The organism is Xanthomonas sp. A1809, assembly GCF_017746015.1.
GTDB lineage: Bacteria > Pseudomonadota > Gammaproteobacteria > Xanthomonadales > Xanthomonadaceae > Xanthomonas > Xanthomonas euvesicatoria.
Window position 1 is genome coordinate 730,330 of the sequence record NZ_JAGHWZ010000005.1, and the last position, 26,159, is coordinate 756,488.

Below are 26,159 nucleotides of genomic sequence, written 5' to 3' on the forward strand. Positions count from 1 at the left end.
GCATCCAGGATGCAATGGTGGTGCACTGCGCGCTGTGCTCATGCACCGGCGCGCCCGTCACCGCGCCGGGGCACCGGTGTGCGTGCGCCGCATCCAGTAACGATCGAACGCCCACATCAGCAACAACGACAGGCCGACCAGCGGAAAGATCAGCCCGCACAGCACCAGCAGCACCATCAAGCCGCGTAGCGTGCGCGGGTCGGCCGGCAACGGCGGTACACCCAGGCCCCCGCTGGGGCGGCGCTTCCACCACATCACCGCCGCGCTGACGCACAACAGCACGATGGCGATGCAGGCGAACAACAGGATCAACTGATTGGCAGTGCCGTATTGCTGCCCCAGGTGCACGTTGATGCCCCATTCCAGCAGCTTGGCCAGCGGCCCGTAGTCGCGGTAACGCATGTCCAGCAGCACCGCACCGCTGTATTGATCCAGGTGGATCACGCGCTGCCGCTGCAGATCGGCCGGGTACACCGACGCGGTATAGACCCCGGTCGCACCACGCGGCGGCGCCACGCTATATCCCGGCTGGATGCCGCGGGCCTCGAAACGCGCCATCGCTGCATCCAGACCGATCGCGCCGCGTCCCGGCGCAGCGAATCCAGCGGAGTCGCCGTGATCGGCATGCGCGTTGTCTGCCGAATGCGCGTGTTGGGCCGCGTGCTCCGCCTGGGCCAGGTGCCCTGCGTGTTCTTCATGGCCTGCATGCGCTGCGCTTGTCGTGAGCGCTCCCTGCCGGGAACGCTCGGGATGCTCGTCGCCCACCTGCAACGCACGCGCGTGCTCGCCATGCGCGTGCTCATCCACCGCGCCAGTTGGCTGTGCAGGCACCACAGATTCCGGCAGGCGCGCCTGCCGCAACGACCATGCCGGCTCGCCACTGTCGGCCAAGCGCTGCTGCGACATCGGCTGCTGCACGCGCAGCCCGGCGGGATAGCCGAAATCATGCCCATTGGCCCAGCGATTGACCTGCGCACCCCACAGCCACGACCACGGCATGCCGGTCAGCGCCAGGAACAGCAGGATCGCACCAACCCCGGCACCGGTCACTGCGTGCAGGTCGCGCCAGAACAGCCGCTGTGTCGGCTTGCCGCGCACGCTGATCACGCCGCCGCGTCGCCCGCGCGGCCACCACAGATACACGCCCGTGAGCACCAGCACGATGGCCCATCCGCCGGCCATTTCGATCAGGCCACGGGCATATGGCCCCACCAGCGCAAGACTATGCAGCCGGCGGATCGTCCAGCTGAGCGTGCCGTGCTCGGGCAAGGCGCCCAACACCCGCGCACGGTACGGATCGACATACACCACCTGGCGCACGCCGTGCGCATCCACCAACCCGATCTCCGCGCTCGCATCGGCGCGTTTGGGCGTGGTGTACACAAACAAGCGGCCGCCGTAGCGCCCTTGTGCAGCGGCAACCAACTGCTGCGCGGGCAGGCGCGCATCGCCTACCGGCACCACCTTCAACCCGTGGTGCACGCTGCGGTCAATGGCGTCCTGGTACAGGAACGCAGCCCCGGTCACCGCCAGCCAGATGATGAAAGGCAGCACAAGCAGCCCGGCATAAAAATGCCAACGCCACACCGCGCGATAGAAGCGCCAGCGGCTGGCTTGGCGCGACTCGTCCACGCCACCGTGGTCAATCGTTGCATGCATCAGAAGCTCCAATCCCACGACACCGACAACGCACGCCCATCGCCGGGCGAGTAACCGGAGCTGCCGCTGTCGTACCAGGCGTACACATACGCGCGATCGGTGACATTGCGTAGCTGCAGGCTGAGCGCATTGCGCGCGTCCACCGCCCAGCGCGCGCCCAGGTTGAGCAAGGCGTAGCCACCGGTGCGGCCCAACGTGTTGGTGCGTTCCAGGTAGTAATCGCCTTGTGCGTTGCCCCAGGCGCTCACCTGCACCGACGAACTGACCTGCCACTCCAGCCCGGCGGTGGCCAACCAGTGCGGCACGTTTTCGATCTCCTTGCCACGCGTGGCCGGGGCGCTCGGATCGGGCGTGACGATGCTGGCCTTCTGCCGCGAATACGAAACCCATGCACGCCAATGCTCGGCCGGCTGCAGGTTGAGCTGCGCATCCCAGCCGCGCCGCAGCGTACGGCCGACATTGGCCACATCGCCGATGCCGACCACGCCATTGACGCCGAGAACGGTCGCCACCTCCCCGGATGCGCGCTGCTCCCAATACGCCAGGCGCCCATCCAGCAGGGACGACGGCGCGAACTTGAAGCCGGTCTCCCAACCGTCGTTGATCGAGGGCCCGAGGTTGCCGGGCTGGCGACGGTAGGCGCCATCGCCGCTGCCGATCTGGAAGGTGCGCCCCCAGTTCGCATACACGCTGCTCTGCTCGCCCACGCGGTAGCTCGCACTGAACTTGGGTTGCTTGATGGTGCCGTAGTCGTAGACCGGCGCAATGCTGCCGGCCAGCACGTCGTGCAGCTGTCCATCGACACGATCGATGCGATACCCCGGCACCAGCTGCAGGCGCGCAATGGGGGTCAGCACCGCCTGCACATACGCGCCACGCGTGCGCAGGTCGTAGTCCCAATCGCGCAGCTGTGCCCCGCGCACACGGGCCACCGTGCGATACCGCTGCGATTGGTTGGCCTGCCACTGCGCATCCACCCCGGCTTCCAGGTTGGCCTGCAGCGCACCCCAGTCCGGCTGCCAGTTGCTACGCAGCAGCAGCCCGCGATGGGTTTCGTCGGTATCGCGTTCCTGCTGCAGCCCGGCCGCAGAAAACCGCACCCAGCGTTGGTTGCGGTAGTCGTTCTGGTAGGCCTTGGCGCTCCATTGCGCCTGCTCACCGAGCGCACCGTCCGCATGCAACGCAGTCTGGCGCAGACGACGCTCGCTTCGGTCGTTCTGCGCATAGTCCGGCGAACTGCGCGGCGCCGCACGCGCGGTGGCGGCATCCAGATAGCCGGCTTCCAAGGCATGGTTGTCGTAGTACCGCGTGGTGAGCCCCGCGCGGAATGCGCCGTCCGGGTCGGTGTAGAACCACTTGCCCGCCACGCTGCGCTTGCGTGCGTCGGCATGATCGCGATACCCGTCCGAGTCGCGCCAGGCCAGCACGTAGTTCTGGCTCCAGGCGCCCTGTTCGAAACCTTTGCTCAGTTGCACCTCGCGCGCATCGAAGCTGCCGGCCGTCACGCTCAAGCGGCCGTCGTTGCCGCCGGTACGGGTGAGCACGTCCACGCTGCCGGCAATGGCATTCAGGCCATAGCGCGCGTCGTTGGTGCCGCGCACGATCTCGATGGCGCTGATGTCCTGCGGGAACACCGCGTCCAGGTACGGCATGGCGCCGGCGTTATCGTTGCTGGGGATGCCGTCGATCAGCAGCTTCACCGCATTGATGCGCCCCTCGCCATTGAATCCGCGGAACGAAAAGCGCCCCGCATCGGTGCCCATGCGGAACTGGGTGACCTGCACCCCGGGCGCGCGCATCAGCAGTTCCCAGCTGTAGTCCACATGTTGATCGTGCAGCAGCTCGCCGCCGATCACATCCACCGAGCTCAGCACGCGCGCCGTGCTCGGGCTGCGCTGCGCATGTTCGCTCACCTGCACCTTGCCCAGCGTGAGTGCGGCGTCTTGCGCCTGCACATCGCATGCAGGCCCCCACACCAGCGCCAACGACGGCGCATACCACATCGTTTTCAACAACCGCAAACGCATGACCAACCCTTCGCCGTGGCTGCACGGCCGCACAGCCGTGCGCTGCCACCATCGCGGCGCGCATCGGCATCACTCGATAAGAAGCGAGTCGTCCGCACTGCCCGGCAGGGGCGCCGACAACCTCAGGCGCGTACGGGGCCTTGCTGCGTGGACGCCCGCACAGGGGCCACCTTATGCGCCCAATGGTGGCCCACGTGCGCCGAGTGCGGCCCATCGAAAGACCGAGCGTGCGCTTGCCTGGGTGAACACCGGAGCCGGCGTCGGCCGCAGTTGCAGCAGGCACAGCAACGCCACGATGAGCAATGGCAGCAAGCGTGCGGCCAGGACGCAGTAATCGCAGGCTTCGCCATGCGTCGCTGCATCATGGGTGCCGGCGTGCGGCATGTTCACTACGGCGCCGGAGTGCACGTCCGCAGCCAGACCGGGCGGCTGGGTTCGATGACCGGCATGCAGCGCGCGCTCTGCAGACAGTGCCGCAGCACCCATGCACATCGGCTCGATCGGCTGCGCCTGGCTCCAGCGGCTGATCAGCGGAGCGACCAGCATCAGCACCACCGCCAGACAGGCAAGCAGGGGCAACAACCGGTGGCGACGGGACAAGCGCAGCATGCCTCGAAGTGTAAGCCGCCACGCAGGCCGGGGCGATGGTCGCGGCCGATGCGCGACCGCATGTCGCACCTGGCTGTCCCGGTCATCCCCGGATGACCCGCGCCCAAGCATGCGCCGGAGCCGGCGCGCCAGAACCGGATGGGCCTGCCGCTTCAGCCCCAGGCCCGTTTACCGCATGCCGGCCCCGTCCACGCGCCGCCGTCCTGGTCGGCAGTCACACTTTCGTCCCGCCTCTGTGACCGCAAGCACACGATCGGCCTTGGCATGCCCTATGCTTGCCGCTTCCACCCTGTAGCCGCGCGCATGAGTACCGTCCTGTCCGATCGAGCGGCCGAACCGCTTCCCTGCGCACCCAAGCCCCCCAGCGAAGCATTGCGTCTGCAGGCGCTGCGCAGCTACGGCATTCTCGACACCCCGCGCGAAGCGGCCTTCGATGACATCACCCGGCTTGCCTCGATCATTTGCCAGACGCCGATCGCACTGATCAGCCTGGTCGATGCGGACCGCCAGTGGTTCAAGAGTGAGCTCGGGATGGGCGAGCGCGAAACCCCGCTGTTCAAGTCGATGTGCGCGCATGCGCTGCTCGAGAACGATGTGCTGGTGGTGCCCGACACGCGCCATGACATCCGCTTCGCGCGCAACCCGCTGGTCACCGGCGAGGCGCCGCTGCATTTCTATGCAGGTGCCTTGTTGAAGACACCCGACGGCCTGCCGCTAGGCACGGTGTGCGTGCTCGACCGGCAGCCGCGCCAACTCACCGAGGAGCAGGTGGAAGCCCTGCGCGCATTGGCACGCCAGACCATGGCGCAGCTGGAATTGCGCCGCGCACTGGCCATCGCCGAGGAATCCGATCGCTACCGCAGCCGCCTGATGGCCATCGCCGGACATGATCTGAAGACCCCGCTGCGCACCGCCGCCTACGCCATCGACAAGATGCGCCGGCATGCCAACGTCGATTCCATTCCGACCTTGGTGACCGCACGCGATGCGATCAGCCTGGTCGGCCGCAGCCTGGACGAGCTGGCCACGCTGGCCGCCGCAAGCGAGGCCGCCATGCCGGACCTGCAGCCACTGCAGCTGGAAGACGTGCTGCATTCGATCCTCGGCGTGTGGCGTCAACCGGCCATCGACAAGTACCTGGCCCTTCGCTATGTGCACACCTCGCTGCGCGTGCGCAGCCACCCCACACTGCTGACCACCTTGATCGGCAACCTGGTCGGCAATGCCATCAAGTACACCGAGCGTGGCCGCGTGCTGGTCGGCACCCGCCGCCGCCCCGGTTTTGCGGAAGTGGAGATCATCGACAGCGGCATCGGCTTGAACATGGACCAACCCGAGCAGGTCTTCCAGGCGTTCCGCCAGGCCGACCCGCGCAGCGACGGTTTGGGCATCGGCCTGTGGATCGTGCATCGCACTGCCGAGACGTTGGGCTGTGAAGTGGACGTCCGGCCGCGGCCGCAGGGCGGCACCTGTTTTTCGGTGCGGATTCCGTTGGCCTAGAGATGTGTGGCTCGCCGCGTGTTCGGGCTGCGCGGCGAACGCCTGGGTCTCACCTAGTGGGGCACCGGTCTGTGGCCAGACCTCAACGCGCGAACCCTCCATCCCATCGAGCCGACGTTGCAGCTGCCCGCGCCACGCCAAGTCGCGCCTCAGTGGCGACCGCTCAGACCCGGCCACTCGCCGCAGGTGTCAGAATCCAGCACCGGCTCCGATCGCGCACTGCCTGCCGTGCATGGGGCAGGACTTGGCGCTGTTCCATCTTTAACCGATGCTCGCTGCGGAACATAAAAAAAGCGGACCCGGGCTCCCGACCCGGGTCCGCCGCCAAGCACGCCAGGCCTCTCCCCAGGGACCCGGATGCGCCAGCCGCTCTGTGCACAGCCTCGCGCAACAGTGATGCGACAGCGCTAGCAACCCTTCGACGACACCGCGAAACACACCGGCAATGCGATCACCTGCATCGCCAGCTCTGCGCCGTCCACCCCTAGACGTTCGAGAGTGTCGCGTCATGGTTGCTATAAGGGTTTTCGACAACGCAGCGCGCAACTTGATGCGCCCGGTCGACACCGACTGCATCGCCCTGACACGGGTAGGGAAAATCACCCACAGCACGCATGGCAGCGCTGCCGGGCAGGCACGCATCCCATTGATCCTGCGGATATTTTTTTGCGGCGATTGCGCTGCAGTGCAGCACCGAGGTCATCGCGAACGCACCGATCACACGGCCAAGCCGCCAGCGTTTGGAAGGGGCATGCACGCACGTCCACTCCGGCTCCCTCCCGTGCGCCGTCCACATCGCCTGACCACTGCCCGGTGGGCTGTGCTAGCCGCCCATATCCCGGCCTCAGACGTCGGACGCATCCGCATCCTGGCGCGCGAACCACTCGGCCGAATGCACATCCTCGGCCGCAACGTCCAGCGCCTTGCGCAGCACTTCCAGCGGGATCTGCACGCGCGTGCTGCCCGCCTGCACCGCCACCCATAACGCTTCGTCGCGCGGGTCGGCCAGCACCGTCAGCACCTCATGTTCGCGGCCGGCGATGCTGGCCGACAGCTGCAGCGACATGCCGCCGTCCGGCTCGGACGACCACAGCCTGCTCAGTGCGGGGCGCAAGGGCTCGGTCATCGTGCCGCTCAACTGGTGATGGTCTGGGTCAACGATTCCCAGGTCGGCGGCAACGGCCAGTTGGGCGCCTGATTGCCGTCCAGCACGCGGCGTAGGTCGCGCTTGTCGATTTGCGGCGCGAGCACATGCACCAGGTCCAGCGCGTAGTCGCGCAGCACGCGGTCGCGCGGCAGCACCGCCCAGGCGATGCACTCGGCAATCGGCGCCGGCGCCGGCCAGGCGCGCAGGTCCTCGTCGAAGGCATTGACCGCCATTTCCGCGACCAATCCCACGCCAAGCCCTGCGCGCACATAGGTCTTGATCAGATCGGCATCCAGCGCGGTCAGCGCAATGCTCGGCTCCAGCCCCACCTGCGCAAACGCGCGCTGCAGCGACGAGCCCGGCCGGGTGGAGGATTCGTAGCTGATCAGCGGATGCTCGGCCAGCGCCTGCATGTCCGGTGCCGTGCGCGGGTGATCCAGTGCATGCCCCCGCGGCACCACCACCAGCCGCCGCCAGCGGTACAGCGGCACTGCGATGCCGGCGCTCGGCTCGCCACCGGCGGTGCTGACCACCGCGATGTCCGCATCGCCCTGGCTCAGCAGATCCAGGGCCGCACTTTCGGCGGCCTGCTGCAGATGCACGCTCACTTGCGGGTAGGCATTCTTGATCTGTGCCACCGCCGGCGGCAGCACGAAGCGCGCCTGGGTATGGGTGGTGGTCAGGGTCAGCTGGCCCTGGCTTTCGCGGCGCTGGTTGGCCGCATAGGTGCGGATGTTGTTGGCCTCCGACAGCACCGCGCGCGCGCGCTCGATCACTTCCACACCGGCCGGCGTCACTGCGTCCAGGCTACGTCCCTTGCGCACGAACAGCAGAAAGCCCAGTTCGTCCTCCAGCTGCTTGAGCTGCTTGGACAGGCCGGGCTGGGTCGCGTGCACCCGCGCGGCGGCCAGGGTGATGTTCAGCTCGGCATCGGCAATGGCCACCAGATAGCGAAGTTGGGTCAGCGTCATGGCTTATATCCAAAAAAGCGCGAGGCGCTACAAGGACTTCGACTGTAGAGGAGTTCTGCGGGCCAGCTTATAACCGAACGCTATTTTTAGGATGGATGAAGTCATTTCCGACGGCTATAAGCCGGCGTTACGGTCTGGCCCTTCCTCAAGGATGCTGCCGAACCGTGACTCCTGCGTTCCCGCTGCTTGCCGACCTGCGTGGCCGTGCCGTCCTGGTGGTCGGCGGCGGTGCCGATGCCGAACGCGCCACTGCCCAGCTGCTGCAGGCCGGTGCGCTGCCGCTGGTGGGCGCGCCCGAGCTCACGGCGCAGCTGCGGCACTGGGCGCAGGCCGGGCAGCTGCGCTGGTTGGCCGGTCGGTTCGACCCGGCATGGCTGGCGCAACCCGACCAACCGCTGTGGCTCACTATTGCCGCCAGCGAATCGGAAGCGCTCAACGACGCCCTGCGCCATGCGGCCAGCGCCCACCGGCTGCTGACCCACGCCGCGACGCCTGCGGCGTCGGCAACGGCTCCTGCGCGCTCCCCCGCACCGCGCAGCCCGATCGGCACGCTGGCGCCCGGCAACGTGAGCCTGGTCGGCGCCGGCCCCGGCGATCCCGGCCTGCTCACCCGGCATGCGCTGCGCGCACTGCGTCAGGCCGAGGTGGTGCTGCACGACCGCCTGGTCAGCCCGCAGATCCTGCGCCTGGCTCGGCACGGCGCGCACCTCATCGAGGTGGGCAAGTCGGCGCAAGGCCATAGCACCCGGCAGGAACAGATCCACGCCCTGATGCTGGACCACGCCCGCGCCGGTCGCCGCGTGGTGCGGCTGAAGGGCGGCGACCCGTTCGTGTTCGGCCGCGGCGGCGAAGAGCTGGAATTCCTGCGCGCGCACGGTATCGGCTTCCAGGTGATTCCCGGCATCACCGCAGCCATCGCCTGCGCTGCGTATGCCGGCATCCCGCTCACCCACCGCGACCACGCGCAATCGCTGCGCCTGATCACCGCGCACTGCAAGGATTCGCTGGACACGCTGGACTGGCAGGCGCTCGGCCAGGAGCGGCAGACGCTGGCCTTCTACATGGGCGTGGCCGGCCTAGACGCCATCCAGCAGCGCCTGCTGCAGGCCGGGCGCGCAGCCTCCACCCCGTTTGCGCTGGTCGAAAACGGCTCGCGCCCGCAGCAACGCATAATCACCGGTACGCTCGCCAGCCTGGCCGCCAGCGCCCGGCAGCATGTCGTGGCCGCCCCGGCGCTGCTGATCCTGGGCGAGGTGGCGACGCTGGCGCAGACGCTGCACTGGTTCGGCAGCGCGCCGCTGAGCGCCTTGCCGCCGTACTCACCCGGCGCAACGCCCCACACGCCCACACTGGCCCACGCAGCCTGATCCCGACGGAGACCCCATGGCCCTGTACGACAACATTCTCGACACCATCGGCCGCACCCCGGTGGTCAAGCTCCAACGCCTCGCCCCGGACAACGTGACCTTGTACGTCAAGGTCGAATCGTTCAATCCCGGCGGCTCGGTCAAGGACCGGCTGGCGCTGGCGATCATCCTCGACGCCGAACAACGCGGCCTGCTCAAGCCCGGCGACACCATCGTCGAAGCCACCTCCGGCAACACCGGCGTGGCACTGGCGATGGTGGCCGCAGCGCGCGGCTACAAATTCGTCGCCACCATGGTGGAAACCTTCTCCATCGAACGCCGCAAGCTGATGCGTGCCTACGGCGCCAAGGTCATCCTGACCCCGGCTGCCGAGCGCGGCAGCGGCATGGTGCGCAAAGCCAAGGAACTGGCCGAACAGCACGGCTGGTTCCTGGCCAGCCAGTTCGCCAATCCGGCCAACCCGGCCTACCACCGCAACACCACCGCTGCCGAAATCCTGCGTGACTTCGCCGGCCACCGGCTGGATCATTTCGTCACCGGCTGGGGCACCGGCGGCACCCTCACCGGCGTGGGCGAGGTCCTGCGCGTTGCGCGACCGGAAGTGCGCATCACCGCCTCGGAGCCGGCTGGCGCCGCCCTGCTGCAAGGCCAGGACTGGAAGCCGCACAAGATTCAGGGCTGGACGCCGGACTTCGTGCCCGAGGTGCTCAACCGCGAGGCCGCCCACCAGGTCCTGAGCGTGGAAGACACCGACGCCATCACCGTCGCGCGGCGCCTGGCCGCCGAAGAAGGCATCTTCACCGGCATCTCCGGCGGTGCCACCGTCGCCACCGCGCTGCGCGTGGCAGAAGGCGCCGCGTCTGGCGCCGTCATCCTGGCGATGCTGCCGGACACCGGAGAACGCTACTTCTCGACCCCGCTCTTTGCCGACATCAACGAAGGCTCCGACGACGACTGGCTGGCCGGACTGCCCTGATCGGGCGCAGTCGATGACCAGGCCCGAAGCCGCGCAATGCGCGGCTTTTTTTGGCCCCGGCCGAACAGTGCACTTGCGCCGAAAGACGCGGCGTCGCGGCGGCCACGTCGTGCCCACGATCCGTGACCGCCCCGAGGTGAAGGCGCACGCGGTATTGCCGAGACCAGGCGTGACACGTGCCCGGCACGCCTCGCGCTGGGCGCAGCATCCGCCCGGTTTTCCGGATGTCGGGACGCCCGCACTCCCGCCCATGTCAAGGAAACGTTAGGATGGCGGCCGTAATGTAGGGAGAGATGTGTGAGCAACCAGCCGTATGGACACAGCGAGACCCGTGCCGCACGGGCGCCATGGCTGGTAAAAATGACCTCCCCGGTCCACTTTGCGCTCGCCCTGGGGCTGGGCGCGTGGTTGCAAGAGGCGCTGGACCTGCCTCTCCCTCCTCCCGCGCCGCTGGCCTGGATCGAATTGGCTGGCGGCGGCATCGCCTGTCTCGGCCTGGGGTTGGCGGTGAGCTGCTTCGTGCTGTTTGCGCGTCGGCGCACCACCATCATGCCCAGCGGCCATCCCTCGCGCCTGGTGCTGGACGGCCCGTATCGCGTCACCCGCAACCCGATGTACCTGGCCTTGGTGCTGAGCTACGTCGGCCTGTGCCTGCAACTCGGCTTGCTGTGGGCGGTTGTGTTGGTGCCGCTGCCGTGGCTTGCGCTGCAGCGCTATGTCATTCCGTTCGAAGAGGCGCGGCTGCGCGCCGAATTCGGCCGCCACTACAACGATTACTGCGCGCGTGTCCGCCGCTGGTTGTAGACCCGACATGCATCGCCTCGTGCGTGGCGAAGGTTGTTGCCGATCGCCCCGAGGCAGCGACAAGGTGTCGCGGGGCGGCATACATTCCACCCCGTCGGACAGTCGCAGCAGATGAGATGAATGGCCGATAGCGTGCGGATTCCGCAGCGTGCTCCCCATCACGCGCCCATCATGCAATTCGCATAATTATCGCGCTATGAGAATCGAAGTCTGGCAAGGCGACATCACCGAACTCGACGTTGACGTCATCGTCAACGCCGCCAACGAATCACTGCTCGGCGGTGGTGGCGTCGATGGCGCCATCCACCGTGCCGCCGGCCCGCGCTTGCTGGAAGCCTGCGAAGCGTTGCCGCAGGTGCGCCCGGGCGTGCGTTGCCCCACCGGCGAAATCCGCATCACCGACGGTTTCAATTTGAAGGCCCGCCATGTCTTTCATACCGTCGGCCCGGTGTGGCGCGACGGCAAGCACAACGAACCCGAACAGCTGGCCAACTGCTATTGGCAATCGCTGAAACTCGCCGAACAGATGATGCTGCACTCGATCGCGTTCCCGGCGATCAGCTGCGGCATCTACGGCTATCCGCTGTATCAGGCAGCGCGCATCGCCGTGACCGAAACGCGCGATTGGCAGCGCTCGCACAAGGTGCCCAAGCACATTGTCTTGGTGGCCTACAACGAGGCGACCTACAAGGCCTACCAGCAGGCGCTGGCCACCCAGGAAACTGCGGCGGCCTGAGATCGGATTGACGTTGGCGGCCTGCCGCATCGCCCGGCTGGATTGCGCAAGCCATTGAGCGATTCCGATTGGAGCAAAGGGCGCCGAAAGGCGCCCTTTGCGTTTTTCGCGCGGCATCGAAGCGCACCTGTGGATGCGGCAAACAAAAAACGCCGGCATCGCTGCCGGCGTGTTTGTTTCATCGATGCGGCGGCCTTGCAGCCGCCATCAATCGATCAACCCTTCCACTTACCCAGCGCGGCCAGGCCGTTTTCCTTGGCGCGCTCGTAGATGACCTGCTGCGCCTTGGCGAAGTTGCCGGTCATGTCCTTGGCCCACAGCTTCAGCGCGGCCTGCTGCATGGCGCGGCCGTAGGAGAAGCTCAACGGCCAGGGCAGATTGCCGAGCTGGTGCATTTCGTTGAGGTGGGCGGTGGACTGCTCGTCGGTCTGGCCGCCGGACAGGAACACGATGCCCGGCAGGATCGCCGGCACGGTGGACTTCAGGCACATCACGGTGGACTCGGCTACCTCTTCGATGCTGGCCTGCTCTTCGCAGCTCTTGCCGGAGATGACCATCGACGCCTTCAGGATGGTGCCTTCCAGCACGACGTTCTGCTCATACAGCGCGCCGAACAGCGAGCGCAGCGTGGCTTCGGTGACTTCGTAGCAGGTTTCGATGTCGTGGCTGCCGTCCATGATCACTTCCGGCTCGACCATCGGCACCAGGCCTTGTTCCTGGCACAGCGCTGCGTAGCGCGCCAACGCATGCGAGTTGGCCTCGATGCAGGTGCCGGACGGAATGTCTTCGCCGATGTTGATGACCGCACGCCACTTGGCGAAGCGCGCACCCAGCGTGTAGTACTCCTCCAGCCGTGCACGCAGGCCGTCCAGGCCTTCGGTGACCAGTTCGCCCGGCATGCCAGCCAGCGGCTGCGCGCCCTTGTCGACCTTGATGCCCGGGATGATGCCGTGGGCGGTCATGTACTCGGCGAACGGCACGCCATCCTTGGTCTTCTGACGGATGGTCTCGTCGAACAGGATGGCGCCGGAGATGTAGTCGCTCAGCTTGGGCGTGGTCAGCAACAGTTCGCGGTAGGCGCGACGGTTCTCTTCGATGTTCTCGATGCCGACGCTGGCAAAACGCTTGGCGATCGTACTGGTCGATTCGTCGATGGCGATGATGCCCTTACCCGGGGCGACCATCGCCTGGGCGGTTTCGGCAAGCTGTTCGATGCTCATGTAGTTCCTGTGGCAGCTGCGGGGGAGAACGAAAGTATAGCGACGAAAGTCGTACACATTCCTTCACGGAATGCCTGCAACCGATTACACGTGATCTGCGTGACAGGATGTGTGGTGATGCTCGCATCGCGGGAATCGGGAATCGGGAATCGGGAATCGGGAAAGCTGAGCATGGTGCGCGGCGCGGCGCTTGCGGTGCCGTGATGCATGGCTGGCAATGACTGCGCTGGCGCGTTGATATGGAGCCATGCGTGAGTCAGCCGGCATTTTTGAGGGTTGGCCGCGTCGCTGCTTCGTCCGTCGCAATAGCGCTGCGCCTGCGACGTGCGTTACATCGTAGACAGCGTCTTGTTCCGCCATGACCAGCACCGTTGCGGCAGCGCGCGTGCGATGTGGTGGGGACCGGGTACCTGCCGGATCCGGCCGTTGACCAACGATCCGGCCACGACCGGGTGCGCGTCCAGCGGCCAGGTCGCCACACAGCACGACGGCGGCCCTGGGGCCGCCGTCGTGTGTCGCCTCTGTTCCGGCTCAGGTCATGCGCCGGATGCAGTCCACAGGCGTTAGAGCTCGCCCAGCCCGGTGGCGCGACCGTCTTCGCCCACTTCCAGCAAACGCAGCGTATTGGTGGCGCCGTGGGTTTCCATGTGCTCGCCACTGGTGAACACCACGCGGTCGCCAGGCCCCATGCGCTCGTTCTCCACCAGCAGACGGATCGCCGCACGTGCGGCTTCGCGCGGGGTCAGGCCGCGGCTGTCGAAGCTGATCGGGAACACGCCACGCATCATGGCCATCTGGCGGCGCGCGCCATCGTGACGGGTGAAGGCGTAGATCGGCATATTGGAGCGGAAGCGCGACAGGAAGCGCGGCGTGCCGCCGGATTCGGTCAACGCCACCACGCCGCCCAGGCCGATGTGCTCGGACAGGAACATGGTTGCCATCGCAATCGCCTGGTCGGCGCGCTGCAGGTTGCGTTGCGCCGCTTCGAAGTCGGTGTCGAATTCGAACTGGTGTTCGGCCCCCAGGCAGATGCGCGCCATCGCTTCCACCGCACGCACCGGATAGGCGCCGGCGGCGGTCTCGGCCGAGAGCATCACCGCATCGGTACCGTCGATGACCGCGTTGGCCACGTCCAGTACTTCGGCGCGGGTGGGGATCGGGCTTTCGACCATCGACTGCAGCATCTGCGTGGCAGTGATCACCACTTTGTTCTGCGCCAGCGATTCGCGAATGATCTTCTTCTGCAGGCCGGGCAATTCAGCGTCACCGATCTCAACGCCCAGGTCGCCACGCGCCACCATCACCACATCGGAGGCTTCGACGATCTCGACCAGGTTTTCGATCGCCTCGGTGCGCTCGATCTTGGACACCAGTTGCGCATCGCAGCCGTGCTGCTGGGCGATCTGACGCGCGTCGTGCATGTCCTGCGCATTGCGACAGAACGACACCGCAATGAAGTCCACGCCGATCTTGGCCACGATGCCGATCAGTTCCTTGTCGCGCTCGGTCAATGCGCCCAGCGACAGACCACCGCCCTGCTTGTTGAGGCCCTTGCGGTCGGACAGCACGCCATCGTTCAACACCTTGGTGACGATGCGCTCGCCCTGCACATCGGTCACCTGCAACTGCATCAGACCATCGTCGAGCAGCAGCACGTCGCCGGCGGTGACGTCCTGCGGCAGCCCCAGATAGCTGACGCCAACCTGCGTCTGGTCGCCAGCCGGCGCGTTGGCATCGGCCACCAGGTCGAAGCGATCGCCCATGGTCAGCTTGATCTTGCCTTCGGCAAACCGTTCGATACGGATCTTCGGGCCCGGCAAGTCGGCCAGGATGCCGACCTCGGCACCGACGCGGGCTGCAGCGGCACGTACTTCGGCGGCGCGCTTGGCCTGGCCAGAGGGGTCGCCATGGCTGAAGTTGAGGCGCACCACGTTGACGCCCGCCTTGAACAGCGTATCCAGCACACCGGGCGCATCCGTTGCCGGTCCGAGGGTGGCGAGGATCTTGGTGCGGCGTTGACGTTCTTTCATGATGGCCTCCCTGTAAAAGCCGCGAAACTTAACACACACGTCACGTACCGAGGATGGCATTGCGGCATAGCCTTCCTCCGATTCCGGCATGTCTTATAGACAGTGCGGGACAGTACGTACGCCTGCGCCCGCGCTGCCATGAGCAATGCGAACGGTCGCCACCCTAACCCGGCGACGGTGAAGAGTGTTCTGCGCGCTGCGAACCGCAACTGCAGGCGCGGCGACCAAGCGAACGCAACGGCCGACGCGCACTGCCCATCACTGAAGCAACGCCGCCAGTTCAGCCGGCGTGCGTGCCAGCGCACCGGCACCGGCGGCGCGCAATTCGCCCTCGTCGCCGAAGCCCCACAACACGCCAATGCTGTGGATGCCGTGGTGATTGGCGCCATCGATATCCATGCGCCGGTCACCGATCATCACGCAGCCGGCCTTGTCGATCTGCAAACGGCGCAGCGCTTCGGCAATGAGGTCCGGCTTGAAGCGACGTTCGCCGTCTTCGCTGGCACCGATCACCTCTTCGAAGCACGCGCCGAAGGGCAGATGCTCGACGATGCGCCGCGCGTAGCGCTCATTCTTCGAGGTCACCACGGCCAGACGATGATCGGCGCGCTGCAGGCCGGTGACAACCTCGCCGATGCCGTCGAACACGCTGAGTTCGGTCCAGCCTACCGCGTCGTAGCGTGCGCGGTAGAGCCCGAGCGCGCGCTGCACCAACTCCGGATCGTCCGGAAAACACTCGGTGAAGCTGTCGCGCAACGGCGGGCCGATCCAGGCGCGCAAGGTCTGCGCCGACGGACGCGGCTGGCCGAGTTCGTCGAAGGCGTGCACGATGCTGGCAACGATGCCTGGCTCCGAATCGACCAGCGTGCCGTCCAGATCGAAAAACAGCGTGGCTGCACTCACTGACCGCGGGCCTGGAGTGCGGCCACCGCCGGCAAGGTCTTGCCTTCCAGAAACTCCAGGAACGCACCGCCACCCGTGGAAATGTAGGTGACGTCCTGGGCGATGTCGTATTTGTCCACTGCGGCCAGGGTGTCGCCACCGCCGGCGATCGAGAACGCCTTGGAACTGGCGATCGCGCGCGCCAGCGTTTCGGTGCCGTGGCTGAAGGACTCGAATTCGAAGACGCCCACCGGCCCGTTCCACACCACGGTACCGGCACTGGCGATCAGCTCGGCGTAGCGCTGCGCGGTGTGCGGGCCGATATCCAGGATCAGATCGTCCGCGTCGACCGCGTCCAGCGACTTCACGCTGGCCTGCGCATCGGGCAGGAACTGCTTGGCAACGACCACATCGGTGGGCAGCGGAATCTCGGCGCCACGCGCCTTGGCATCGGCCACGATCTGGTTGGCGGTCGGGATCAAGTCCGGCTCGTTCAACGACTTGCCCACGGCATGCCCGGCCGCGGCGATGAAGGTGTTGGCGATGCCGCCGCCGACGATCAGTTGGTCGACCTTGTTGACCAGGTTGGACAGCAACTCCAACTTGGTCGAGACCTTGCTGCCGGCCACGATCGCCAGCAGGGGCTTGGCCGGGTTGTCCAGCGCCTTGGCCAGGGCGTCGAGTTCGGCCATCAACAGCGGGCCGCCTGCGGCGACCGGCGCGAAGCGGATCACGCCATGCGTGGAGGCCTGCGCACGGTGCGCGGTGCCGAAGGCATCCATCACGAACACGTCGCACAACGCGGCGTACTTGCGCGCCAGCGTCTCATCGTCCTTGCCCTCGCCGACATTCATGCGGCAGTTTTCCAGCAGCACCACCTGGCCCGGCGCGACGTCCACGCCGTCGACCCAGTCGCGCACCAGCGGCACGTCCACGCCCAGCAACGCGGCCAGGCGCGTGGCCACCGGCGCCAGCGAATCTTCTTCGGTCCAGCTGCCTTCCTTGGGGCGGCCCAGGTGCGAGGTCACCATCACGGCCGCGCCTTTTTCCAGCGCCAGCTTGATGGTGGGCACCGAGGCGGTGATGCGCTGTTCGGAGGTGATCTGGCCGTTGTCGATCGGCACGTTGAGATCCTGGCGGATCAGCACGCGCTTGCCGGAGAGATCGAGGTCGGTCATGCGGACAATGGACATGGGCTCAGCTCGTTCGGTCTAGGGAGGGGGAATGGGAATGGACATGCAGACGCACCCAGCAGAGGCGCCGGTGCAAACATTGTGAGCGCTTTGCCTTAGCGGCAACCGGCTGTGGGTCGCCATCGCGCCTTCGTTGCGCCCGCATGTGGACCGCGCAGCGCCGGTTACCCACCACGCGCCAGGCCGCCAGGACGGCTGGCAAGGCGCGGGATGCTTGGTCGAACACGACGGGCAATACGGCTGCCTTGGTCACGGGGGACGCCCATTGTCCGACCTTCGCGCCGCAGCGGCAAACCGCCATGCGAAGCGGGCGCGATCAGCCGTTGCGATTGGCCGATGCGCTACGCAACAGGCTCACCGCGAAACCGCCGACCAGCAAGGCGCCACCGACCAACAGACCCCACAGCAGCCAACGCTTCCAGTCGCGCGGCGCGGCGGCCGGTTGCAACGCGGCATCCCCCGCCAGCGGCTGTGCCTGCGCAGCCAGGCGGGCCTGCGCCGGCTGCCACCGTGCGCCGCGTTCGCGCCGCAGTGCCTGCAGCATTGCGCCCAGTGGTGCGTCGGTGCGCTGCGCACGCGCACTGCCGGCGACCAGCGCATATGGCGGCTGGCCCTGGGCGAGAAACATCAACCGCTCCGGTTGGTACCCGACGCGCAGCGTCGGCACGGCGGTGCTGCGCCCCTGGGCGGCGACCAACCGCCATTGGCGATCGCGCACGGGGGCAGTCAGCAGTTGCGGCGGCGACGCGGCTGCCGTGCCCTGGCCCAGTCGATACGCCAACCAGGGGCCGGCACGTTGCAGCCACGGCGCATCGTCGCTATCGCGACTTGCCACGATCCACTCGACCGCCTCGGCCTGACTGCCGCCGACATCCAGTTGGCTGATCGGAAAGCGACCGGGCAAGGCATACACCAGCGCCGCATCTCTTGCGGTGCCTGGCAAGTCCAGCCACTGCGGCGGTGTGGACATGGCGACGCCATCCAGCTCCGCCTCGACCACGCGTAATGCTGGCAGCTCGCCCGATGCGGTGACCAGGCGCAAGTAACGCGCCCCATCGTCCAGGGCGATACGACGCTGCTGCAGTCGCTGCGCCTGATTGTCCAGCGCCATGACCGTGGCGCTGGAGACGAGCACGCGCCAGTCGCGCAGATCGTCGCTGCCTTCCACACGCACCTGGGCCTGCACCGGCATGTCGCCCTCCCAATCCAGCACCAGCGCACGCGGGCGATCGCGCAGCGCGCTGGCATCGATCAGCCAGCTGACACCGCGGCCCGCAGCGACAGCCCCGGTCGCAAAGCGACCTTCCAGGCGGCGCACCGCACCACTGGCGTCGCGCTCGGCAATCAACTGCAGGTCGCCGTTGGCCGGCGCGGCACCGGCCGGCAGCGCAAACAGGGGCAGGCGCTGACGGCGTACCGCAGCCGCCGGTGCTGCATCCATCGGCAGCCAGGCGGTGGGCAGCTCTTGTCCACGCGCATCGATCACCGTGACATCGCGCAGCGCCGCGTCGTGCGCGGTGCGATACACCGCCGCATCCAAGCTCACCTGATAGAGGCCGACATCCGCGCCGGTGACCTGCAGCGGCCACTGCTGGCGGTAGTCCTGCCGCACATCGGCGGCCTGCGCCAGCAGCGGCATCAGTATCAGCAGCAGTGCCCATCGCATCGTGTTCATGCCTGATCCTTTTCGACGCCGTTCTCTTGGACAGCATGACCTTCGGTCGCGACCGCACGCGGCGGCGCCGGCGCCAGATAGCCCACCACGGTGCACAACAGGCCATAGGCCATGAACGAGCCGATGCCGAGAAGATTGCCCAGATGCTGGCGGTCGACCAACACCAACTTCGCCAGGACCAGCCCCATCAGCAGCGCGCCGCTCAGCCACAGCCCGTGTTGACCACGACGCGAGCCGATCACCCAGCCCAGCACGCCAAGTACGCTCCAGACAATGGTGAGGCTGGTCTGCGACAAGGTGGCGCCGATCAGCGCCGAATCCCACGGCACACCGCCCCAGTGGTGCACGCTGTGCAAGGTGCTGCCGGTGATCAACGCCCAACCCAGCACACCCAGCGCGGTCACCCGCCAACGTTGCAGCACTGTCGGCGCAGCTGCCGACCAGGCCCAGCGCGCAAGCAAGGCCAGGACCGCCAATTGCGCCAGCTCGGCGGGATTGAGCAACGGCAACCATGGCAACGGGGCGGCGCTCACCGGATCCAGCAATGCGAGCAGCCAGCCGAGTCCCAGTACCGCGAACACGCAACTCAGCAACGCGTTGCGTGCAGGGTCGAAGCCGGTTCCCTGCGGCCAGGCCAGCCATGGCCAACGCAACAGCCCCAGCGTCGCCACCAACAACCACGGTGCCGCCAGCAAGGCGCAACGCCAGCCATTGGACAGCAAGAACGCGTCGGCCAGCCAGGCCGCGCCCAACGAGATGACCAACGGCCACAGCAGCCACCAGATGAACTGCGCCGCCATCGCGCCAGCGCCCTGCTGCGTGCGCAAGCACCACAGCGCACGCGCGCCCGCCACCGCAAACACACCCCATGCCAGCGCGCCCCAATGCGCGAATGGCTGGGTGTGCGCTGCGCCCTGCCACAGCGCCAATGGCGCCGCCAGCGCCAGACCAGACATCACCGTCCATACCAGCGCCGCTGCAGGACGGCGGCGATGCACTTCGGCCGCCAGCCATACACTGAGTGCGACCAAGCCCAGCAGCAGATCCGGCTCGCTGCGCAGATCGGCAAAACGCACGATCTCGTGCACGCCGCACAGCGTCCACCAGCCCAGTCCCCACAGATATGCCAACAGCGCACGCCGCCGATGCCCGGCATCGCGCAGGAACCAGGCACTGGCCCAGCCGGCAAGCGCCAGCAGCACGGTACTCATGCAGGTTGCGTTGGCCACCGCGACCGCATCGTAGCGCCAGGCATCCACGCCGAACGCGACACCCACCGCCGCAAACACCTGCAGCGCGACACCGCTGACCTGCGAGACCCGCCGTTGTTGGCCAAGCCCCAGCCACAGCAACCCCACGCCTTCCAGCGCAAACACGCTCGCAGTGGCACGTGCCGACAGCGCCAGCGGTACGGCCAGGGTTGCGAACCCGACCGCCAGCATCGCGTGCGCCTGGCCCAGCACGCGCGTGGACGCGCGGCGCAGCAGCCAGCTGCCCAGGCCCGCGTACAACGCTGCCACCGCCACCGCGCACAACGCCAATGGCAGCCGATCGCCTTCAAGCAGGCGCGCCTGCAACGCGAAGGCGACGAGCGGCGTTCCGAACAACAGGCTGCCATCGATGAGCCTGCCGGCACTGCCGTCGCCGCGGCGCGCATGCAGGACCGGAATCGCCACGTACATGGCGAAAAACAGCAACAGGAACGGCTCGGTCGTGGCGAATTTGGCCGGGGAGTACTGCAGCGCCCCCCACACGGTGCCGATGCCGAAGGTGAAAGCAAACCCCAGCAGGTTCAGCACGCGCCACGGGCGTGTCCATGCAATCGCCACGATGCCGGCGTTGAGTACGGCGTAGTACGAAAACAGCGCGACATGATTGCCGCTGCCGGTAGACAGCCAGATCGGCGCAAGAAAACCGGCCAGCACGCCCAGCACCGCCAACGTGCGCGAATCCTGCAGCACCGCCAGCACGCACATGCCTGCGATCAGCACCACGCTGATGCCCAGTGCCGTTCCGGCATCGAGCAAGCCGTACAACTTGAAGGCCGCGAACACCGTCAACAACAAGCCGCCGATGGCGCCGCCCTGCAACGCCAACGCAAAGCCCGGCCGCTGCGCGCGCTGTTTCCAACCGAAGATCAGACCGGCCAATGCCAGGACGCTGATGCCGGCCAAGCGCAGCTCGATCGGCATGCGCATCCAGCCCTGGTCGCTGGCGTACTTCAACAGCGACGCAACGCCGGCCAACAACACCAGCATGCCGACCTTGACCGGCACATTGCCCTGGGTGAACCAACGCTTCAAGGCGCTGGCCGCGCGCGCGATGGCGCTGGGCGCGGCCGGAGGCTGGGGTGGTTGCGATTGTGCGGATTGCGGCTGCGCCGGCTCGGCGCGCGTCGCCTGAGCTTGCGGGCTGGGACGTTCCGACCCCGCGATCGCACTGTGCGCCATCGCCTCTGCGGGTGCCTGCGCCGGCAACGGTGGCGGCACCGCCGAGGCAGACACGCCAACCGCGTCGTGGTCCGCGCCCGGCGCCTGCCAGCCAACGGCCTGACGCGCTGCATCGGAGGTGCGGTACCCAGGTAGATCGCCGTCGGCAATGGAGCCCGGACCAGTGCCGACAGCGGACGCCTCGCCCGGTCGTTCCCATGCCCTGCCCTGCGCGTCCGCGGGTGCTTGCGCTGGCGCATCCGCAGGCCCGGCACCACTGCGCTGCCACTGCGCAAGCCGCTGCTCCAGCGCCGCCACCCGTCTCCGCAGCCCAGCCATCCACACCAGCGCGATCACCACACCCACCGGCACGGCGAGCAGCACCAGGGCCACCAACACGATTATCGTTTCCAACGCAGCAATCCCCGAGCCGGCGTCCAGCCGAATGCGCGCACCATACAGCCTCGGGCTACGGCTGGGCAGCCAGCCTCTCGCTCAGACGACGGATGGAGCGTCGGCAAGCTGCAGTCGCACGCGTGCTTGCGTGGATGCTTCACACAAGAAAACGCCCGGAAAACCGGGCGCTTTGAACGATTATTCGCGGTAACCGCTGTCGTTCTTGTTATGGATGATCCAGATCAGGTTGCCGCCGGTCCCCATCGACTTGCCCGCGAACACCAGGCGTCCCTGGCCCTTGTAGGCCATTTCATAACGGTAGCGGTCGCCACCGAAGAAAAACGGGATAAATGCCTTGCCGGTCACGTAAGCACCCTGGTCATCCGGCTGACCAATCAGGTCGGTGACCTGCTTCATCGGCATACCGATTTTCAATTGGGTGAACTTGCTGCCAGGCGCCGGCTTGCCGGTGATCTCGCCCTCGTAATCGTTGATGCCCTTGACGGTCTCGCCGTAGCCCGCCTCGACATCGGACGACTTGATCACCTCACCATCGGCATTCATCCAGGCCGGCGTCCCGGTCTGCTTTTTTGCAGCCCAGCTGGTCGACGGCACGGAACACGCAACTACCACGCTCAGCGCCAGGGCGCTTGCCAAAAACTTATTCATCACTCTTCTCTCGATCCATGGAGTTCCCCGATCCTTCGTACACGACACGGGAACGGCCGCCGTGCGTGCAAATTAGCGCACGTGAGTCCAGCAAAGTCCACTTCCGGTCAGCCGCCGAAGGCGTTGCAGTGCAAGAAACGCAACATCCATCGCTTACAAATGAAAAAGCCCCGGCATGCCGGGGCCTGTTTCATCACTGCGCCAGAAACTTACTTGGCGACAACGCGCACCATCTCCAGGCACTTGTTGGAGTAGCCCCACTCGTTGTCGTACCAGGACACCAGCTTGACGAAGGTGGAGTCCAGCGCGATGCCAGCGTCGGCGTCGAACACCGAGGTGCAGGTTTCGCCGCGGAAATCGGTGGCCACGACCTTGTCTTCGGTATACCCCAGCACACCCTTCAGTGCGCCTTCGCTCTGTGCCTTCACTTCGGCGCAGATTTCGGCGTAGGTCGCCGGCTTTTCCAGTTCGACAGTGAGGTCGACCACCGAAACGTCGGAGGTCGGCACGCGAAAGCTCATGCCGGTGAGCTTCTTGTTGAGCTCGGGGATCACCACGCCCACGGCCTTGGCCGCGCCGGTGGAGGACGGAATGATGTTCTCCAGGATGCCGCGGCCGCCGCGCCAATCCTTGTTGGACGGGCCGTCCACGGTCTTCTGCGTCGCAGTGGCCGCATGCACGGTGGTCATCAGGCCGCGCTTGATGCCCCACTTGTCGTTGATCACCTTGGCGAGCGGCGCCAGGCAGTTGGTGGTGCACGAGGCGTTGGAGATGATCGCTTCGCCTTTGTAGGTCTTGTCGTTGACGCCATAGACGAACATCGGGGTGTCGTCCTTGGACGGCGCCGACAGGATCACTTTCTTGGCGCCTGCATCGATGTGCTTCTGAGCGGTTTCCTTGGTCAGGAACAGGCCGGTGGACTCGATCACCACGTCGGCGCCGACGGCATCCCACTTGAGGTTGGCCGGGTCGCGCTCCTGGGTCAGGCGGATCTTCTTGCCGTTGACGATCAGCGTATTGCCGTCGACCGAGACGTCGGCCTTGAAGCGGCCATGCACCGAGTCGTACTGCAGCATGTAGGCCAGGTAGTCGGGCTCGAGCAGGTCATTGATGGCCACGATCTCGATGTCATTGGCGAAGTTCTGCACCGCAGAGCGCAGCACGTTGCGTCCGATGCGACCGAATCCGTTGATGCCAACCTTGATTGCCATGTTCACTAGCTCCTGCGACCGCGACAGCGCGGCGGATGGAAAGGGGCTGTCATTCTAGCAGCGTCACTGTCTGCAGCCGTGTTGTTGTGGGCCGGGATTGGGAATGGGCATTCGGGATTGGTTGGCGGTTCGCCAGTGCTCTGTGCGTCGCCTGGTGAGCCACCGGGCCGCAACTGCGCTCGGTCCCTGCGGGAACGCGCGTGAGCGGCCGATCCGCGCGCCACGGCATCGATGACCGACGGCGTCCGGATGCACCCATGCCGGTCGCATCAAGCGACATGCATTGGGCACGATAAAACGGTCACACGCCCAAACATTTCAATCACTTAAGGAATAATCGGATACGCTGAAGAGCATATTCAATGCTATGCCGAACAGCAGAATTTCGGCACCCCGTGGATTTCGATACTGGCCCTGCCCGCTGAGGCACCCCCCATCAATCACACGGAGATTTCCCATGCGTCGCACCCTCTTCTCTCTGGTTCTGGCTCTGGCTGCCACCCCGGCGCTGGCTGGCGGCGTGATGCATTACACCGACAAGGCCAAGCTGCCGGCCGGCGGCGAAGAACGCGAAGTCGCTGCGCTGTTTGACACCTGGAACGCGGCGTTGGCCACGGGCAACCCGCACAAGGTGGCCGACCTGTACGCACCGGACGGCGTGCTGCTGCCGACGGTCTCCAACGAAGTGCGCGCCTCGCGCGAGCAGATCGAAAACTACTTCGCGATGTTCCTGACCAAGAAGCCGCAGGGCGTGGTCAATTACCGCACCGTGCGCGTGCTCGATGACGACAGCGCCGTGGATGCCGGCGTGTACACCTTCACGCTAACCGACAAGCACGGCAACAAGAGCAACGTGCAGGCCCGCTACACCTTCGTATACGAAAAGCGCGACGGCAAGTGGCTGATCATCAACCACCACAGCTCGGCGATGCCGGAAGTGGATGCACCCAAGGTCGCCAAGGTCGCCAAGGTCAAGTAAGCGGTACATCGCACCGGCGATCGATCGCTGTCGACGCCACTGCGCACGCAACCGTCGGCGTCCCTCCCGCCGCCGACAGCTGTGCCAAGCGCATCGCACGATGCCACGCGTGCGATGCGCGCTGCGAGCCCCAGCACGGCGCGCAACGCCGTCTTCCGCGCAGGGTGTGGCAACAGCCATTGCAGGCTCGCACACCTGGGCGCACGGCCAAATTGATCAGGATCAAGGCAGCGGCGACGCCAAGCGCGAAGACTTCCCACGTCCATTGCACCCCACGAGACTTCTCATGCGTATGCGCTCTACCCTTCTGTTCGCCGCTCTGGCCGCTTCTTGCGTCAGCCTCCCCGCACTGGCGCAATCCAAAGGCGACTGGACCGTTGCCGTCGGTGCCCACCAGGTCGCTCCCAAATCCGACAATGGCAGCCTGGTCGGCGGCACCCTCGACGTGGATGTGGGCAAAGACATCAAACCCACGTTTACCGCCGAATATTTCGTCGCAGACAACCTGGGCATCGAGGTGCTGGCTGCGCTGCCGTTCGAGCACGACATTGCGATTGGCGGCCTGGGCCGGGTGGGCAGCACCAAGCATCTGCCGCCGGTGATCTCGCTGCAGTACCACTTCAACGCCCAGGGCACGCTATCGCCGTTCGTTGGCGCCGGTATCAACTACACGCGCTTCTTCGACACCGACACCCGCGGCGCGCTGGCCGGCAGCAAGCTGGAGCTGGACGATTCCTGGGGCCTGGCACTGCATGCAGGCGTGGACTACAAGCTCAGCGACCGCGGCGCGCTGCGCGTCAACCTGCGCTGGATCGATATCGATACCCGAGCGCGCCTGGACGGCAACCGTATCGGCACGGTCAATATCGACCCGCTGGTCTACGGCCTGGCCTACGTGCACCGGTTCTGATCCCCGCGGCGTGGGCGGCGCATCTCTGGCACACTTGCCGTCCAGGGACGTGCATCACCGCCGGAGTTGCGGACAGGTCGGTCACGTCGCCCGCCTGTCCGACCTACCGGGGATTCCATGAACACGCTGACTCGCACCGCCCTCGCCATCGCACTGGCCGCCTCGGCCGCACCCGCCCTTGCACAGTCGGCCGGTCATTGGACGACCGGTTACGGTGCCGGCTATGTCTCGCCCAAGTCCAATAGCGGCACCTTCGGCGGCACCCAAGCCGAGATCAAGGGCGCGCCGGCACTGTCGTTCACCTACGAATACTTCCTGCGCAACAACCTGGGTATCGAAGTGCATGCGGCAGTTGCGGGCAAGCACGACCTCGAGCTGCAGGGCATCGGCAAGGTGGGCAGCTATTGGACGGTGCCACCGAGCGTGCTGCTGCAGTACCACATCAATGGCTACGGCACGGTGTCGCCGTTCGTGGGCATAGGCATCAACTACACCACGTTCCTGGGCGAAGACACCGAGCCGACGGTTACCAGCGGCGATCTGCGTTTCGACGATTCGGTCGGCGCCACTGCGCATGTCGGCGTGGACTTCATCTTCAACGACCGTAGCGGCCTGCGCGTGGATGCGCGCTGGACCGATTCGCGCAGCAACGTCGACCTCAACGGCGGGCGGCTGGGCAAGGCACGGATCGATCCGTTGACCTTCGGCGTGTCGTACCTGGTGTATTACTAAGAGCGCCTAGCAACACGACTGCGTTCATCGCCAGATG

Annotated in this window: 22 protein-coding genes; 8 read left to right on the forward strand and 14 right to left on the reverse strand. The window is 66.4% G+C overall.

All coding sequences use genetic code 11. The annotated features are described in order from the left end of the window. Positions 1–57 precede the first annotated feature (57 nt). The 3 genes from J7396_RS09410 to J7396_RS09420 form a co-directional block, all read right to left on the reverse strand. The gene (locus tag J7396_RS09410; protein ID WP_209261352.1) at positions 58–1,659 is read right to left on the reverse strand and encodes a PepSY domain-containing protein; all 1,602 of its coding nucleotides are present in this window, start codon (positions 1,657–1,659) and stop codon (positions 58–60) included. After that, the gene (locus J7396_RS09415; RefSeq protein ID WP_209261419.1) at positions 1,659–3,662 is read right to left on the reverse strand and encodes a TonB-dependent receptor; all 2,004 of its coding nucleotides are present in this window, start codon (positions 3,660–3,662) and stop codon (positions 1,659–1,661) included. Before J7396_RS09415 ends, J7396_RS09410 begins: the two co-directional genes overlap by 1 nt. 195 nt (positions 3,663–3,857) lie before the next feature. After that, positions 3,858–4,295 (reverse strand): DUF2946 family protein, encoded by a 438-nt coding sequence (locus tag J7396_RS09420; RefSeq protein WP_029820159.1) that lies wholly within the window; start codon positions 4,293–4,295, stop codon positions 3,858–3,860. Positions 4,296–4,598: 303 nt separating this feature from the next. Here J7396_RS09420 and J7396_RS09425 point away from each other — a divergent pair, with 303 nt between their 5' ends. Then, complete coding sequence (locus J7396_RS09425; RefSeq protein ID WP_209261353.1) at positions 4,599–5,795, forward strand: GAF domain-containing sensor histidine kinase; 1,197 nt, start codon at positions 4,599–4,601, stop codon at positions 5,793–5,795. Between the two features lie 484 nt (positions 5,796–6,279). Here the strand turns inward: J7396_RS09425 and J7396_RS09430 are convergent, their stop codons facing one another. The 3 genes from J7396_RS09430 to J7396_RS09440 form a co-directional block, all read right to left on the reverse strand. Then, positions 6,280–6,552, reverse strand: a complete 273-nt coding sequence (locus tag J7396_RS09430) for a hypothetical protein (RefSeq protein WP_136732892.1) — start codon at positions 6,550–6,552, stop codon at positions 6,280–6,282. Positions 6,553–6,639: 87 nt separating this feature from the next. Beyond that, positions 6,640–6,921, reverse strand: a complete 282-nt coding sequence (locus tag J7396_RS09435) for a hypothetical protein (RefSeq protein ID WP_031424117.1) — start codon at positions 6,919–6,921, stop codon at positions 6,640–6,642. 8 nt (positions 6,922–6,929) lie between these two features. After that, positions 6,930–7,913 carry a LysR family transcriptional regulator gene (locus J7396_RS09440; protein WP_008574681.1) on the reverse strand — a complete coding sequence of 328 codons (984 nt, stop codon included), beginning with the start codon at positions 7,911–7,913 and terminating at the stop codon, positions 6,930–6,932. Positions 7,914–8,077: 164 nt separating this feature from the next. On the opposite strand from J7396_RS09440, the gene cobA reads away from it, so the two are divergent. From cobA to J7396_RS09460, 4 genes are all read left to right on the forward strand, one after another. Continuing rightward, a complete protein-coding gene (gene cobA, locus J7396_RS09445; protein ID WP_014090928.1) occupies positions 8,078–9,280 on the forward strand; it encodes a uroporphyrinogen-III C-methyltransferase in 1,203 nt (400 codons plus the stop codon). Between the two features lie 16 nt (positions 9,281–9,296). Continuing rightward, on the forward strand, positions 9,297–10,256 hold the full coding sequence (cysK, locus tag J7396_RS09450; protein ID WP_011348421.1) for a cysteine synthase A: 960 nt from the start codon (positions 9,297–9,299) through the stop codon (positions 10,254–10,256). Positions 10,257–10,553: 297 nt separating this feature from the next. Then, positions 10,554–11,060, forward strand: coding sequence for an isoprenylcysteine carboxylmethyltransferase family protein (locus J7396_RS09455; protein ID WP_065627662.1), 507 nt, complete (start codon positions 10,554–10,556; stop codon positions 11,058–11,060). Positions 11,061–11,256: 196 nt separating this feature from the next. Next, positions 11,257–11,796, forward strand: coding sequence for an O-acetyl-ADP-ribose deacetylase (locus tag J7396_RS09460; RefSeq protein ID WP_008574675.1), 540 nt, complete (start codon positions 11,257–11,259; stop codon positions 11,794–11,796). 215 nt (positions 11,797–12,011) lie between these two features. Here the strand turns inward: J7396_RS09460 and J7396_RS09465 are convergent, their stop codons facing one another. The 8 genes from J7396_RS09465 to gap form a co-directional block, all read right to left on the reverse strand. Further along, entirely contained in the window at positions 12,012–13,016 is a 1,005-nt protein-coding gene (locus J7396_RS09465) for a class I fructose-bisphosphate aldolase (protein ID WP_003487259.1), read from the reverse strand. A gap of 563 nt (positions 13,017–13,579) precedes the next feature. Next, a complete protein-coding gene (pyk, locus tag J7396_RS09470) occupies positions 13,580–15,046 on the reverse strand; it encodes a pyruvate kinase (RefSeq protein ID WP_011348424.1) in 1,467 nt (488 codons plus the stop codon). Positions 15,047–15,304: 258 nt separating this feature from the next. Beyond that, positions 15,305–15,949, reverse strand: coding sequence for an HAD family hydrolase (locus tag J7396_RS09475; RefSeq protein ID WP_209261354.1), 645 nt, complete (start codon positions 15,947–15,949; stop codon positions 15,305–15,307). After that, the gene (locus J7396_RS09480) at positions 15,946–17,121 is read right to left on the reverse strand and encodes a phosphoglycerate kinase (protein WP_008574672.1); all 1,176 of its coding nucleotides are present in this window, start codon (positions 17,119–17,121) and stop codon (positions 15,946–15,948) included. Before J7396_RS09480 ends, J7396_RS09475 begins: the two co-directional genes overlap by 4 nt. Before the next feature lie 316 nt (positions 17,122–17,437). Beyond that, complete coding sequence (locus J7396_RS09485; RefSeq protein WP_029820163.1) at positions 17,438–18,796, reverse strand: DUF3999 domain-containing protein; 1,359 nt, start codon at positions 18,794–18,796, stop codon at positions 17,438–17,440. Then, positions 18,793–21,624, reverse strand: coding sequence for a DUF2339 domain-containing protein (locus J7396_RS09490; protein ID WP_209261420.1), 2,832 nt, complete (start codon positions 21,622–21,624; stop codon positions 18,793–18,795). Before J7396_RS09490 ends, J7396_RS09485 begins: the two co-directional genes overlap by 4 nt. 195 nt (positions 21,625–21,819) lie before the next feature. Then, positions 21,820–22,290 (reverse strand): hypothetical protein, encoded by a 471-nt coding sequence (locus J7396_RS09495; RefSeq protein WP_014090934.1) that lies wholly within the window; start codon positions 22,288–22,290, stop codon positions 21,820–21,822. Positions 22,291–22,499: 209 nt separating this feature from the next. Further along, positions 22,500–23,501, reverse strand: coding sequence for a type I glyceraldehyde-3-phosphate dehydrogenase (gap, locus tag J7396_RS09500; protein ID WP_003490161.1), 1,002 nt, complete (start codon positions 23,499–23,501; stop codon positions 22,500–22,502). Positions 23,502–23,958: 457 nt separating this feature from the next. Here gap and J7396_RS09505 point away from each other — a divergent pair, with 457 nt between their 5' ends. From J7396_RS09505 to J7396_RS09515, 3 genes are all read left to right on the forward strand, one after another. Then, positions 23,959–24,480 carry an SgcJ/EcaC family oxidoreductase gene (locus J7396_RS09505; RefSeq protein WP_011348430.1) on the forward strand — a complete coding sequence of 174 codons (522 nt, stop codon included), beginning with the start codon at positions 23,959–23,961 and terminating at the stop codon, positions 24,478–24,480. Between the two features lie 286 nt (positions 24,481–24,766). Beyond that, entirely contained in the window at positions 24,767–25,390 is a 624-nt protein-coding gene (locus J7396_RS09510; RefSeq protein WP_011348431.1) for an OmpW family outer membrane protein, read from the forward strand. A gap of 117 nt (positions 25,391–25,507) precedes the next feature. After that, a complete protein-coding gene (locus J7396_RS09515; RefSeq protein ID WP_209261355.1) occupies positions 25,508–26,122 on the forward strand; it encodes an OmpW family outer membrane protein in 615 nt (204 codons plus the stop codon). The last annotated feature ends 37 nt before the right edge of the window (positions 26,123–26,159 follow it).